Raw genomic sequence first — 14,815 nt, forward strand, 5'->3', positions numbered from 1 at the left:
CTTGAACGGCTCACTCGTCCGAAGTTGTCCCGCTCGATTTCATTGTCATCAGTAAAATCGAGCAGCCGAGAATCGCGCTGGCGCAGGAACCGGCCAGCGTGCCGATTTTCGCGGCATCCAGCAACTCCCCCTTGAGGGCCAGTCCGGCCACGAAGATCGACATGGTGAAGCCGATGCCGCCGAGACTTCCCGCCCCGACCATCACCGGCCATGTCACATTGGTCGGCAGACGGGCGACCCTCGATTTCACGGCGAGCCAGCAAAACAGGGTGATCCCGAGCGGTTTGCCGAGAAGCAACCCGCAGGCCACCGCCAGGGCGACCATGCCGGAGACGGCCGCCGGTTGCACCGTGACCCCGGCATTGGCCAGCGCAAACAATGGCATGATGAGAAACGCCACCCACGGATGCAGGCCCGTTTCGAGCCGTTCGAGCGGAGAGCGTGCTTCCTTCGCGGCAAACTGCAACGCCTCCAGCGAGCCTGAATGATGGTCATGCAATTCGCCCGGCCGGGTCAGGTCTTCGTTCACTCGATTGACCACCACCGCCAGAAAATCGTCCGCAATATGGGCGGTTGTCGGAGTGATGAGGCCAATAATCACCCCCGCGATCGTCGGATGCACGCCGGACTTCAGGAAGCACAACCAAATGGTCGCCCCGACAACCACATACAGGGGAACAGATCGCACGCCGATGCGGTTCATCAACAGCATCAAGGCAAAACCGGCCCCGCCGAGGCCGAGTAACATCAGTGAAAGGTCCGTGGAATAAAAAATGGCGATGACCAGAACCGCACCGATGTCATCCGCGATGGCCAGCGAGAGCAGGAAAATCTTGAGGCCCGAGGGAACCCGTTTGCCGAGCAACGCCAGAAAGCCGACGACGAAGGCGATGTCTGTCGCCATCGGAATCCCCCAGCCATTTCGACCCGGCCCCGAGGATTCAAAGATCAGATACACCCCCGCCGGAGCCAGCATTCCCCCCAACGCCCCCAGAACCGGCAGAGCGGCTTTCTTGGGATCGCGCAACTCGCCGTGAACAATTTCGCGTTTGATCTCCAACCCGACAACGAAAAAGAAAATCGTCATCAGACCATCGTTGATCCAGAACTCCAACGGCTGGTTCAATGCGAATTCGCCAATTCCGATTGCCGTGGGCGTGTGCCACAAATGATGGAACGCTTCGGCCGTGGCCGGAATGTTCGCCAAAGCGAGGGCGAGCAACGTGCAAATCAACAGAACAATGCCGCCGGCCGCTTCCACGCGAAAGAACCTCACAAATGGCCGGGTGAGTTTGCGCGAGATAGTGACGGGGATTAGCGGATTGGTGGACGGACGCAAAAGAATGACTCCGTCGGAAAGATCATTACGGCTTAATAATCCGTTCGTTCCAAACTCTCCAAGGCTTCTCGCATGGCCTTGGCGCTGGCGAACCGTTCGGCGGGGTTTCGGGCGATGGCTTGAATGAGGATTTTGGAGATGTCGTCGTCCAGATTCTTGTTGATTTCCTTGGGTTCCCTCGGCGGGACGTTCAGGTGGCGGCGAAGGGTTTCCTCGGAACTCATCGCCCGTTCCCACGGCATCTGGCCGGTGAATATTTCATAGGCGGTGATGCCGAGGGCGAAGATGTCCACCCGGTGATCGGTTGACTGTCGTTTGATGATTTCCGGAGCCAGATAGTCGGCCGTGCCCGTGCGGTTCCCCGGTCGGCAATAGTCCGGTGTGTAGGGGATCGTCAGGCCGAAGTCGATCAGTTTTACGACGTTGTCCTTGGACACCATCACGTTTCGCGGGCACAAGTCGCGGTGCAGGTATTTTTGCGTGTGCAGGTATTCAAGGGCCTTGCAAAGCTGGATCAGAAAGTTGACCCGGTTGCCCTTGAGTTGCGGGCTGTTGGTTTCGATGAGGTAGTTCAACCCCATGCCATCGATCCATTCCATGACGAGGCACGGTTCCCGGTCGGTGGTGATCCCATATTCGTAGGTCTGAACGCAGTTCTCGTGTCGCAATTCCATGCAGATCTCGCCCTCGCCGGGCTTGCTGAGACCTTGGGAACTGAAGCGTTCCTCAAATTTCTTGGTCTTTTCCTTGTCGAGTACCTTCAGACACACCATCCGGCCGAGTTTGTTGTCGTAAGCGTTCCAAACCTTTGACATGCTCCCCTGACCACTGCGGTTGCGCAAATCAAACCGCTTGGCCACGTCGATGATCGACATCTTGGCGCGTTTCTTGAAAACGGCCTTCTTGGGGCCGGCGGCTTTGCCGCCGAAGAAATATTTCAGTCCGTCAAAGATGCCCACGTCAACACCCCCGCTCGAAGCGCGGCATTTGGAATTGAAATCAGGAATTGAGATCTGCCCTATTCTAGCATCAACTTTGGCTCTTTTCACAGTAGTCCACGAGACTGGCCAGTTCAGTGCGGAGATCATGCCGGTGGACGATTCGGTCCACGAAGCCATGCTCCAGCAAAAACTCACTCGTTTGGAAGCCTTCGGGAAGTTCAATCCGCACGGTGTTCCAGATTGTCCTGGCCCCGGCGAAGCCGATCATCGCCGCCGGCTCGGCCAGCGTGATGTCCCCCTGCAACGCCCAACTGGCGGCCACGCCCCCCATCGTCGGGTGGGTCAGCACGGCGATGTACAGACAACCGGCCGCGTCGTGCCGGGAGATTGCCCCGGACACCTTGGCCATTTGCATGAGGGACAGAATTCCCTCCTGCATTCTCGCCCCGCCGCCGGAACCGCTGACGATGATCAGCGGCAACTGAAGCCGGGTGGCCTCCTCGATGGCCCGCGTGAGTTTCTCTCCCACGACGGAACCCATGCTGCCGGCCATGAATTGAAAGTCGGTGATGCAAAGCACCACCGACCGGCCACGGATGAAGCCTTTCCCCACGGTCGCGGCATCGTTCATGCCGGTCTTGCGCTGCTCGTCCACAAGTCGCTTGGAGTAAGGAATCCGATCCACGAAGCCGAGCGGATCGCACGGCTTGATATCCGTGAACCATTCCTCGAAGGAATCTTCGTCCAACAGTTGGCGTACCCGCTCACGGGCCGAAAGCGGCATGTGATGGCCGCACTCCGGGCAGACATTGAACTTTGCCTGCACGTCCTTCCGGTAAAGGGTGGCCTTGCACTTGGGGCAAGGCATCCACAATCCCTCGGGAACTCCGCGATTCGGCCTTGTGCTCATCGGTTCCGTCACCCGCTTTGCTCCGCGTACGATCCCTGTGTCTTCTACAATCATTATCCGTCGATCTGGGCAAGCGACTGGAATTTCTTCCCTTCCACATAAGCGAGGAATGCCCCGCCCCCGGTGGACACATGAGTCATCTTGGAATCATATCCAAATTGCTCGACGGCCTCGGCCGTTTCGCCGCCGCCGACAACTGTGACGGCCGGGCTTTCGGACATGGCCTTGGCGATCCCCTTGGTGCCATTGCTGAAGGCCGGTTGTTCAAACCAGCCAACCGGGCCGTTCCAAATCACTGTCCCGGAGGCTTTGATCTTTTCGGAATACGCGGCCAGCGTCTTCGGGCCGATATCCACGCCCTCGAAACCGGCGGCAATCGGTCCTTCAAAAACCTGGGTGACGCTCAGATCGTCCGACTTCGCGGCCAGCGAATCAACCGGCAGGGTGATTTTCTTGCCGACGTGCGGCAAAAGAGCCTTCGCGGCGTTCACTTCCTCGTCGGCAATCTGCATGCTGCCGACGGCCACGCCGGTGGCCTTCAGGAAGGTGTAGGTCATCTTCCCGCCGATCAGCAAGGAATCGACCTTCCCCAGTAAAGCGTTGATGAACGCGATCTTGTCGGAGACCTTGGCCCCCCCCATGATCGCCACCACCGGCGGCTTGGGGGAAGTCATCAACCCTTCGATGATTTCGATTTCCTTCGCCACCAGCAATCCGACGGCCCGAGGCTTCCCGGCGGCTTTCAAATTGGCGGGGACGGCGACCATCGAGGCATCTTTGTCGTTGTGACAGGTGCCGAAGGCGTCGTTCACATACACATCGCCCAAGGCGGCGATGGTGGCCGCGAATTCCGGGTCGTTCTTCTGTTCCCGAGGGTCGAAGCGGACGTTTTCAAGCAACATCACCTCGCCGGGCTTCAATGCAGCGGCGGCCGCCCGCACTTCCGGGGTGACCACATCACCCGCGAGTTTCTTCACGGGCTTGCCAAGCAACTCGCCAAGCCGGGTGGCGACGTTGTCCATTTTCAGGAAGGCATCCTTGGCGGGATCGCCGGACGGCCGCCCCAAATGGCTCATCGCAATGACGGCAGCGCCTTTTTCCAGCAAGGCGTTGATCGTCGGCAACGCCCCCCGAATCCGGCGGTCATTCTTGATCGCCCCGGTCTTCTTGTCCAGCGGAACGTTAAAGTCCACGCGGATGAGGACTTTTTTGCCTTGGAGGTCCGGGAGGTCTTTGAGAGTCGTTTTTGGCATATTTCGGTCTGTGAAAAATCAATTAGGTTGTTTTGATGCTCAAAACTGAATCGGCGACGAATACATCACGAAAATGTGGTGAAATCGGTCGTCGATCCAGCCGGAATGGTTTTCACGTCTCAGATCCATTCTGTTCGGTCGCAACGAGTTCATTTCGGGCAGCAAGCCGGGATCGGCGGGGGCCTCGATGAGATATCTTTCCATCCCGGATGCCCCAATCACATATGCTTCGCCGGAATATTTGTCGTTCGGATTAGGTCGGCTTTTCGAGAGGGTGATTTTGGGGTAACCGGAAGCCAGTTTGATCATACGGCCCGGCAATCCGGGAGGCGGCGAGGGCTTGACGATTTGACGGGTAATCTGATCCAAATCGCGATCCGCAGGCTCCTGCTCCCACTTCAATTTCCCGTGCCGGTAAAAAATAACGGTTCTGGGAGACGCCTGAATCATGAGGAAACGCTCGCGTTCGGTGAATACCCAGTAATACGGAACCTTGTTTAGTTCACCCTTTTCAAACTGATATCGGGTCGCGATGGCCGACAAGTCAACCGGACTGGCGTACTCCACGTTTACTTGAGTCGCGTCGTTGCTGCCACCATGAATGGTGGTGATGACCACGCGAGTGAACTCGCCGGGATTCATCAACGATTGATTAACCGGCCCCTTGAAATCCTTGAAATTGGAGTTTAATCGAAACCCCGGCATGGCGTTGATGGCAAAGTTCGACACGTTCATCTGGATCGGTCGATTCAGCCTCCTGATTTCGGCCATGTCGTGGAAGACGGCAGTGATCCGCTCATCTTCATACGGCAGGTTCCATAAATCAGTCGGGACATCCTTTTCCGGCAGATGTCGTGCCTGAACTTCCGCAGGGACGCCGCCGCCGCCGACCGCTTCCAGAGGTTGATCCGCGACCACGGCGTGGCCGATGATCTTCACGGCCAGAAAAATCACCGTTCCGCTAACGGCCGCGATGAGAAAGACAAAACCGACCAGCAACAAAACCACCTTGCTCGTGTTGGATTTTTTCGCCAGGGAATCTGCCGCCCATTGGGCTCCCCTGGCCTCCAAGGCCCATGATTCCGCACGCCCGTCGTTCTCGACAGACTTCTCGCGGTCGTTTTGTGGGTCGCCAGCCATCAGCAAGTGTCCTTGACCGAGAAACCCCGGCGACAACGCCAGTGGCTCCGGGGCGAACAAAATGACATGTTCCTGCCCGGCATCCCCGGAGTTTACCGCCAACCAATCAGTTCTTGCTAATCATGAACTTGATCAAATCCACACAACGGTTCGAGTAGCCCCATTCGTTGTCGTACCAGCTCACCAGCTTGAAGAACTTGCTGTTCAGTTCGATGCCGCTGCCGGCGTCGAAGATGGAGGAGTGGTTGTCGTGGATGAAGTCCGTCGAAACGACTTCGTCGGAGGTGTAGGCCAGAACGCCCTTGAGGTACGTTTCGCTGGCGGTCTTCATGGCCGCGCAAATGTCCTTATAGCTGGTATCCTTGACGGTTTTCACCGTCAGGTCCACCACGGAGACGGTCGGCGTCGGCACGCGGAAGGACATGCCGGTCAGCTTGCCCTTCACTTCGGGGATGGCCAGGCCCACGGCCTTGGCGGCTCCGGTGCCGCTGGGGATGATGTTGATGGCCGCCGCCCGGCCACCCTTCCAGTCCTTCTTGGAGGGGCCGTCCACCGTCTTTTGCGTGGCGGTGTAGCTATGGATCGTGGTCATCAGGCCTTCGGCCACGCCGAAGCCTTCCTTCAGCAGAACGTGAACAACCGGGGCGAGGCAGTTCGTCGTGCAACTGGCGTTCGAGATGATGTGGTGCGACTTGGGGTCGTATTTGTCGTTGTTCACGCCCATCACGACCGTCAGGTCTTCGCCCTTGGCCGGGGCGGAGATGATGACCTTCTTGGCGCCGGCGGTGATGTGTCCCTTGGCCTTGTCGGCTTCGGTGAACAAGCCGGTGGATTCGATCACGTATTCCACGCCGAGTTCTTTCCACGGCAGGGCGGCCGGCCCTTCTTTGACGGCGAGGCACTTGATCTTGTGCCCGTTGACCACCAACACGTCGTCCTCGGGAACGCTCGGGGAGGACTTTTCACTGTGCACTTCACCCTTGAACACACCTTGCGTGGAATCGTATTTCACGAGGTACGCCAGATTGTCGGCCGGAACGAGGTCGTTGACGGCCACGACATCGAGTTCCTTGCCCAACAAACCCTGTTCGACCAAGGCCCGGAACACCAAACGGCCAATGCGACCGAACCCGTTAATCCCGACTTTGACGGCTGCCATCGAAGACAACTCCTGAACTTGCGGTTAGCCGACCTAATTATTCTTCGCTACATCAGAGTTTATGGCCCAGCCCTCCTTAGTCGAGAGTTGCTTCGTTTCCTTTCCTCCATGAGAAGTCCCATGTCCAATGTTGTTCGCGTCGCGGTAACCGGTGCAGCCGGTCAGGTCGCATATACCTTGCTGCCCCGTTTGGCCTCCGGTGAGGTGTTCGGCCCGAACACCAAGGTCATCTTGCAATTGCTTGAGGTTCCGCGTTCCGTGTTTCCCAAGGCCATGGAGGGCTTGGAAGGCGTGGCTATGGAGTTAGAGGACTGCGCTTTCCCGACGCTTCAAGAAATTATTGTGACCGACGACGAAAACACCGCCTTCAACGGCGTCAACTACGCCCTGCTCGTCGGGGCGGCCCCGCGCGGGCCGGGGATGGAGCGAAAAGATCTTTTGATGAAGAATGCCCAGATCTTCCAAAAACAAGGCTCAGCTTTGGCGGCGAAAGCGGCCACCGGTGTGCGGATTCTGGTCGTCGGCAACCCGTGTAACACGAACTGCCTGATCGCTTACCGCAACGGCAAGGACATCCCCCAGAACCAATGGGGGGCGATGACCCGCCTCGACCACAACCGGGCCGTCGGCGCTTTGGCCAAGAAGGCGGGCGTGGCTAACGAAGAAGTAACGAACGTGACCATCTGGGGTAATCACTCCAACACGCAATATCCGGACTTCACGAACGCCAAGATCAAGGGCAAACCGGCCACCGAGGTCATCACGGACCGCACTTGGCTGGAAACCGTCTACGTTCCGCAATGCCAGGAACGCGGCAAGGCGATCATCAACAAGCGGGGCCTCTCCAGTGCCTTCTCGGCCGCCAACGGAGCCTTGGACCATGTGAAGAGCTTGCTTAAGCCCACCCCAGCCGGTGACTGGACCAGCGCTGCCGTGATCTCGAACGGCGAATACGGCGTCCCCAAGGGGTTGGTGTTCGGCTACCCCGTCCGCAGCGACGGCCAAGGCAACCTGAGCATCGTTCCGGGCCTCTCGCTCGATACCTTCGGGAAGTCGAAATTCGATGCCACACTCAAAGAGTTGCTGGAAGAACAAGACGCCGTGAAGGATTTGCTGCCGAGCTAAACACATCGCCGGTCAATTCCTGGCGAACCGGGCCGTGTCAGTGCCCGGTTCGCCAAAGTGACAATAGAATCTTCTCGCCGCTCTCAATTTCCGGCCTCGCAAAAATGTCAACCAAGCAAAAAAGCCGCCATCGCTGGGTGCGGATCATCATCCTGGCGATCCTCGTTGGCTTGTTCATCTATGTGTTATGGCCGGGGAAGATCACCCACACGGTCAGCCCCGAGACGACCTACGCGACCTCGCCGTTGGACGCAGACGGTTTCGTGGACAACGTCGTCGCGTTGAACATGCGGCTTCGCGAAGACATCTCACCGGAGCAAAACGCCAATGTTCTCATTTGGCAAGCCATCGGACCGCGACCGGAAGGGCGCGCCATGCCGGAACAATACTTCCTCTGGCTCGGCTGCGCGGCGCCACCGGATGAAGGGGAATATCTGATCCCGTGGACTCAGTTCATCAGCATGAAAACCGCTGCCGACAAAAACGCTCTGCCGTTTGATCGCCAGTTTGAGAACAACCATCGAGAGCGGGCTCGACAATGGCCTTGGAAGGCGGCCGACGAGCCAGACTTGGCCGAATGGGTGGCAAAGAACGCGCGACCGCTGGCCCTTCTGACGCAAGCCTCGACCCGACCGGCTTATTACAACCCGGTGATGCCTCTCCCCTCGCCGACCGGAGGAAACGGCCTGTTGATGGAGGAGTTTTCCCCAAATCTGTGGATGAGCCGCGAAATGGCGTCGCTCCTCGTCTGCCGGGCGATGATGCGCCTCGGGGCCGGAAATCCCGACGATGCCTGGAGGGATTTGATGATATGCCATCGATTGGGTCTCTTGGTGGCAACGGGAGGCCGACCGGGGGAATACTCGGCCGGTGTCTTGATTCAGACGATCGCCATTCATGGTGAACTGGTTCTTCTAAGTCAAGGCAAGCTCTCGGCCGCGCAACTGGCAGCCTGCCGGGCCGACCTGCGGCAACTTCCTCCGCTGGTCCCCGTCGCGGATAGACACGGTCTCAATGAAAGGTTTCAGGCGCTGGATGTTGTTCAGACACTCATCCGAAAAGGGCCGGATGTTGCGAGTGACCTTGTTGGCTTGCCGCCGGGGGATGATGCCGGAATTGGTCGTCAGTTCTCTCGGAATGTCAATTGGGACACGGCGATGCGAATAATCAACACATGGTGCGACCTCCTTATATCAATCATGCGAATAGATGATTTTCAACTTCGCGACCAAGCGTTGAAGGAGCTTGAATCGAATTTCAAGGCGATGGCTGACGAGGCAAGCGAAGAAGGAAAACATGGCATGGGGATCGGAGCGAAGCGGCGAGGAAAACATTACGGGGTCAGACTGGTCGCCATGATGATATTGGGAACCGCCTTGATATCGGACGTGGAAATTCGGGCCGATCAACAGAGCCGCAACCTGACTGTCGCTTGTGCCTTGGAGGCCCATCGGGCCGAACATGGCGCCTACCCGGCCAGACTGGCCGACTTGGCTCCGAAGCACCTCCCGGAGATTCCCAATGATGCTTACACGAACAGCGAACTTAAGTATCAACGGACACCGACAGGCTACTTGCTCCACAGTGTTGGCCCCAACCGGATCGACGACGGCGGCCGCGACAAGAATGCCATCCCTCCGGGCGACGACTTGGCCATCGAAATGCCGGTGAAGGAACCGCCACCGATGAAGAACATGGAGAAAGAGAAAAAGTGACGGCGCCAATTCTCCCTGACTGAAAAAGAAAAAGAGCTTGTTCGATCCAAGTCGCCCCATCTCTCGTTTAACACCTGTTTTAACCGTAAAACAAACGACTGGCCTCGCTCATTCCCCCCGCAATCGGGAGAAACGCGTATGCGTCCGTATGCCGTCCACGGTGTTTTCTTCTTGCTTCTGGTCGGTTGCGGCAAGCCCGCGCCCAAGGTGATGGAACCGGTCGCGGTTCCGGATGCTGCCGGCGTGCCGGTTGAAATCGCGCCGGAACCGCCGGTAATCGTCCCGCCAAAGGAGCGAGTCCGGCCGGAGCGGCCTGCCCGGAAGCCCGCCACGCCTCCGGCGGTCGATGAACTGGCGGCCCTTCTTGTCAAACTCCGACAGGATGATTCCCGAGCCGAAGCGGCCACCCAGATTGGCAAACTCGGGGCGAAGGGTGTCCCGGCTGTGCCCGAATTGATGAGCATTCTCGATGATGCCAATCCGGACGTCCGAAAACAGGCGGCCACGGCCATCGTCGCCTTGGGCCGACAGCCGGTGTCCGGGCTTCTTGATTTTTATGCCACTTGGTGCGGCCCTTGTCGCGACATGAAACCGATCGTTGACAAACTCGAAAAAGAAGGGCTGCCGATCATCACAATCGACATCGACAAGCACCCTCAACTCAGCGAGAAGTTTAAGGTGACGGCGGTCCCGACTTATGTGGCCCTGAAAGCCGACAACTCGGTCGGACGCACCGAGGGGATGATGTCCGAAAAGGGATTGCGGAATCTCGCGGCCAAGGCTGGTCCTCTGCCGGGCGCGGTGGCCCGGCCCGGTTTGGGTGAACCGGCGGCGGAGGCCGCGTTGATGGCATTGGTTCTTGGCTTGGACGAAGAAGACGCCTGGACTCGTTTCGGAGCCGAGGCTGGTTTGCGTTCTCAACCGCAGGTTGTTTCGCTGCTCGCCCCGCTTGCGGACAAGAAATACCCGGCCCGGATTCGCTGCGGTGCCATCCAAGGGTTTCTCGTCATCGGGAAGGATTTGCCGGAAGAGGTTCGGAAATCATTGGCCAAATCGTTGGCCGACGAAAAAGAATCTGTTGATGTTCGCGGCTATTCGGCGATTGCCTTGGGCGATGGAAGCGAGGCCAAGGCCGCCTCAATCACTCCGGTATTGTTGACGGCATTGGGCGAAGGCCGGTCGTCTGATCTTCGCGCCCGTGCGGCCACCCGGCTTGGCGAACTACGGGCCAAAACAGCGGTTCCGGTTCTGACGAAAGCGTTGGGGGATCAAGCCGAGCCAGTGCGGTTGGCGGCGGCCACCTCTCTTGGCCAACTCGGTGCAGCGGCGATATCGGCCATTCCCGATCTTCTCGCGGCCAATGCCGAAGACGAGAACAAACTTTACCGGGAAGCCCTCGAGCAAATCTGCCGGTCGGGTGACGCCACCCCCGCCCTCGCCAAAGCTCTCGGTCATGAGACCGAAGCCGTTCGGTTGCTGGCAATTGAGATGCTTTCCGAATCGGCCGATCCGTCGGCCGCTGTCAAGGAATTGGAAAAAGCCCTGGCCGACAAGAATCTTGGCATCCGTGTCAAGGCGGCCATGTTGTTGCAGCAAGCTGGCGAACACGACAAAACCATCCTGCCCGTGTTGATCGAATCGCTGGTGAACGATCAGGAATCCGGCGAGGCCACCGGCGCCCTGATGGGCATGGGGCGGCGGGCCGTTCCCGAATTGGTGAAATATGTGACAAACGCCGAACGACCGGACGCCGGCCGTTTGCGGGCGGCCCGCGCCTTGCGGAACGCCAAACTTTCCAAATCGGACGCCACGGCGTTGAAGGAGGCCCTCGGCTCCGGGAATGTCCGCATGCGAGTTTGCGCGGCCTTGGTCCTGTCTCGACAGATGCCGAGCGACGAGGCGGTGCAAGCCGCCTTGATTGCCGGGATGGCGTTTAAGGACAGGGAAATCCGAAGCGAATCCTGCCAGGCGCTTGGCCAGACAAAATCACCGGCGGCGATCACCGCATTACTGACCGCTCTCAGTGGCAAGGACGACGAAAGCCGATTGGATGCCTCTTTCGCCTTGTCGCAACTCGACTTGGACGAAAAGGCCGTTGACCGGGTCATCACTCTTTTGAAGTCGAAAACCGCCCGGCCCCAAGCAATCACGGTGTTGGCGGCGGCCGGAAGGAAATCGCCGAAAGCGGTGGCGGCATTGATGAAGGAATACACCACCGGCAAAGACGATGACCGGGAGATGATTGGTGCCTCGCTGGGATCAGCCGGCAAATTGGCGGTTCCCGCCCTGATTCAATTGGCCGAGGATAACGCCCGCAATGACTCTCTCCGGATCGGGGCGTTGATTAGCCTAGGCCGGTTGTACCGGGAGGGTGCGGAAGCCGCCCCTAAACTCGTCGGCTTGTTGAAATCACCTAACAAATCAATTCAGACAAGGGCGGCCATTGCCCTCGCCCAAACGAGCGCCGATCCTGCGGCTGTGCCCGTGTTGCTGGAAGCGCTCTCCACCGATGACGACATGATTTTTGAAGAAACCTGCCGGGCCTTGAACACGCTTGGCCCCAAAGGCGCCCCGGCGGCCGACCGGTTGATTGAACGGCTCAAAACCGCCAAGGAGGAAAAGCGGTACACCTTGGCGATGGCTCTGGCGGCCGTCACCCGTGGCACCGACAAAGGTGTGCCGACCCTGCTTGCTTTGCTCCGAAACGATGCGGAAGAACGTGATCGGCAATTCGGCGTCGATGCGATCCAATCCGTTGGCAAACCGGCTGTCCCCTCTCTCATCCGGGCGTTGACGGACGGTCAATACTCTCGTCCCCAAGTGATTCAGGCATTGAGAGGCTTCGACGACGATGAGGCTGGCGAAGCCGGTCCGGCGCTGGCGAAAATGCTTGGCGACAAGGATCGAACCGTCGCCATCGCGGCGGCCGAGGCGTTGGCCCAGATTGACCCGAAACAGGAGGCCGCCGTTCCGGTGCTGATCGAAGCGGTCAAATCCGCCGACATCGAAAAACGTCATGCCGCGATTAATGCGATTGGGCAGTTTGGAAAAGCCGCCCGCCCGGCCCTTCCGGTTCTGATCGAAGCATTGAAAGAACCGGCCATCCGGGGCACGGCCGCCTACGCCCTCGCCCGTCTCGGCCCTGATGCGGCCGAGGCGGTTGATCCGCTCATCAGGATGCTCACGACACGCGAAGGTCCGGCGGCGGCCAATGCCTTGGCGGCCATTGGTCCAAAAGCGGTCTCGGCCGTTCCAGCCCTAATCAAGTTGCTCGACCGCGAGTCGACGATCCACTGGGCGGCCCCCGCTCTGGGCAAACTTGGCGATGCAAAGATTGTGGTTCCAATCATTCTCAAAAAACTGGACAGCGACGATCAGCGGCTGGCCGCCCTTCATGCTCTCTCGTCGATGCCCGGCCTCAACCCGGAAATAGTTCTGCCGGAACTCTTGAAACGGACGAATGACACGGACCCCGAATGCCGGACGGCCGTTATCCATGCCTTGGGAACAATGAAATCCCCCAAGACCGTCCCCGCCTTGCTCAAGGCGTTGGACGACCCGGAAACCGAAGTCCGTCTGGCGGCCGTTGGGGTGATTGGTCAGGCCGGTCAAGACGCCGCCCCCGCCGTTCCTGTTTTGATTAATTTCCTCAAGGGAAAAGATGATTTTCTGCGACACGCGGCCGCAAACGCCTTGGGCCGCCTTGGCGCGACGGCCGAGCCAGCCATCCCGGTTCTGATGGAGGCCCTTGATGACAAGTCAATTCGCAATTCGGCCGCGTATGCCTTGGGGAATATCGGCCCGAAAGCGGGAGCGGCCTCGCCGCGTCTCATCGCGATGCTCGACGAGCAGGAATTCCGCTATCCGGCGATCCATGCCTTGAGTCAATTCGGGCCGGCAGCCAAGGAGGCGCTGCCAAAACTGCGCAAACTCCTCGAAAATTCTCCGGAAGACGGCGAACGGATGATCAAAGAGGCGATTTTGAAGATCGAAGGCAAAAAATAACCGATGTGATCCAATCCGATGTTTTCTTGAAGAAATCTCCCGTTCGATAGACTGTCACCACCGAGAAGAACCCGAGAGAATTTTTCCGATGTTGATTTTCGATGCCCACCTGGACCTGGCATGGAACGCGATTGACTGGAACCGTGATCTGCTCCTGTCGGTGGAGGAAATTCGCCGATTGGAGACCTCCGGGCGGGAGAGCGACTTCAAGGCTCGCGGGCGAGGCACCGTGACATTTCCCGAACTCCGCAAGGGGGGCTTCGGGATCTTCATCGCCACCCTGCTCGCCCGGCTGTTTCGACCGGATTTGAAGCCGCCGATTCAGCGATTTGCAAACATGAACTCGGCCTACGCCTGCGCCCACGGGCAAATGGCCTACTACATCGCCTTGGAAAAAGCCGGTCATCTTCGCTGGATCAAGGATGTGGCCGCTCTCGACAAACACGTCGAAGCTTGGAAGACCGGCGTCTCATCGGACCCGCTCGGTTTCATCCTCAGCATGGAGGGGGCCGACCCGGTGTTGGACCCGGAACAGGTTCATGAGTGGTATGCCAACGGCTTGCGGATCATCGGGCCATCGCACTACGGTGTCAGCCCGTATGCCCACGGAACGGGGACGGTCGGCGGGTTGTTTCCCCCCGGCAAACCGCTTCTGCGGGAGATGGAAAAGGCCGGGATGATCCTTGATGTGACTCATCTCGCAGATCAGGCGATGGACGAAGCCTTGGATTGCTACGGCGGCCCGGTGCTGGCCAGCCACCACAATTGCCGGGCACTGGTGGACGATCAGCGACAACTTCCCGACCGGCACATCAAACAATTGATCTCGCGTGGGGCCGTCATCGGCTCGGCTTTGGATGCGTGGATGCTCGCCCCCGGATGGGTTCGCGGAGAATCCACCCCGCAAAGCGCGAACGTGACGATGGCCACGTATGTCGATCACATAGACCATGTGTGCCAACTGGCCGGCAACACCAACCACGCCGCCATCGGCACCGACCTCGACGGCGGCTTCGGCACGGAACAAACCCCGATGGACCTGAACACCATTTCCGACGTGCGCAAGATCGGCGACATCTTGAAAAGCCGGGGCTACACCGACACGGACGTGGAAAAAATCTTCTCCGGCAACTGGATCAACTTCTTCCGTAAGGCGTGGAGTGGAAAGAAATAAGAGTTCACGCAAAGCTCGCAAAGGGGACGCAAAGCCCGCAAAGAGTCAACGAAA

The 14,815-nt window shown here is 58.8% G+C and carries 10 protein-coding genes; 4 read left to right on the forward strand and 6 right to left on the reverse strand.

Annotated elements, in window-relative coordinates:
- Nucleotides 1–10 precede the first annotated feature (10 nt).
- From nhaA to gap, 6 genes are all read right to left on the reverse strand, one after another.
- Entirely contained in the window at nt 11–1,339 is a 1,329-nt protein-coding gene (gene nhaA / locus BGIM_RS0102440; RefSeq protein ID WP_020468212.1) for a Na+/H+ antiporter NhaA, read from the reverse strand.
- A gap of 32 nt (nt 1,340–1,371) precedes the next feature.
- Nucleotides 1,372–2,298, reverse strand: a complete 927-nt coding sequence (locus tag BGIM_RS0102445; protein WP_020468213.1) for a serine/threonine protein kinase — start codon at nt 2,296–2,298, stop codon at nt 1,372–1,374.
- 70 nt (nt 2,299–2,368) lie between these two features.
- Nucleotides 2,369–3,190 (reverse strand): acetyl-CoA carboxylase, carboxyltransferase subunit beta, encoded by an 822-nt coding sequence (gene accD, locus BGIM_RS0102450; RefSeq protein ID WP_040887924.1) that lies wholly within the window; start codon nt 3,188–3,190, stop codon nt 2,369–2,371.
- 53 nt (nt 3,191–3,243) lie between these two features.
- Complete coding sequence (locus BGIM_RS0102455; protein WP_020468215.1) at nt 3,244–4,443, reverse strand: phosphoglycerate kinase; 1,200 nt, start codon at nt 4,441–4,443, stop codon at nt 3,244–3,246.
- A gap of 39 nt (nt 4,444–4,482) precedes the next feature.
- Complete coding sequence (locus tag BGIM_RS0102460) at nt 4,483–5,685, reverse strand: hypothetical protein (protein WP_020468216.1); 1,203 nt, start codon at nt 5,683–5,685, stop codon at nt 4,483–4,485.
- A gap of 4 nt (nt 5,686–5,689) precedes the next feature.
- Nucleotides 5,690–6,742 carry a type I glyceraldehyde-3-phosphate dehydrogenase gene (gene gap / locus BGIM_RS0102465; RefSeq protein WP_020468217.1) on the reverse strand — a complete coding sequence of 351 codons (1,053 nt, stop codon included), beginning with the start codon at nt 6,740–6,742 and terminating at the stop codon, nt 5,690–5,692.
- Nucleotides 6,743–6,862: 120 nt separating this feature from the next.
- Here gap and BGIM_RS0102470 point away from each other — a divergent pair, with 120 nt between their 5' ends.
- From BGIM_RS0102470 to BGIM_RS0102485, 4 genes are all read left to right on the forward strand, one after another.
- Nucleotides 6,863–7,867: a malate dehydrogenase gene (locus BGIM_RS0102470; RefSeq protein WP_020468218.1), complete on the forward strand. Its 1,005-nt coding sequence runs from the start codon at nt 6,863–6,865 to the stop codon at nt 7,865–7,867.
- Nucleotides 7,868–7,971: 104 nt separating this feature from the next.
- Nucleotides 7,972–9,582, forward strand: coding sequence for a hypothetical protein (locus tag BGIM_RS0102475; RefSeq protein WP_020468219.1), 1,611 nt, complete (start codon nt 7,972–7,974; stop codon nt 9,580–9,582).
- A gap of 138 nt (nt 9,583–9,720) precedes the next feature.
- Nucleotides 9,721–13,587, forward strand: a complete 3,867-nt coding sequence (locus tag BGIM_RS0102480; RefSeq protein ID WP_020468220.1) for a HEAT repeat domain-containing protein — start codon at nt 9,721–9,723, stop codon at nt 13,585–13,587.
- Nucleotides 13,588–13,675: 88 nt separating this feature from the next.
- The gene (locus BGIM_RS0102485) at nt 13,676–14,761 is read left to right on the forward strand and encodes a dipeptidase (RefSeq protein WP_020468221.1); all 1,086 of its coding nucleotides are present in this window, start codon (nt 13,676–13,678) and stop codon (nt 14,759–14,761) included.
- The last annotated feature ends 54 nt before the right edge of the window (nt 14,762–14,815 follow it).

This window comes from Zavarzinella formosa DSM 19928 (assembly GCF_000255705.1).
Lineage (GTDB): Bacteria > Planctomycetota > Planctomycetia > Gemmatales > Gemmataceae > Zavarzinella > Zavarzinella formosa.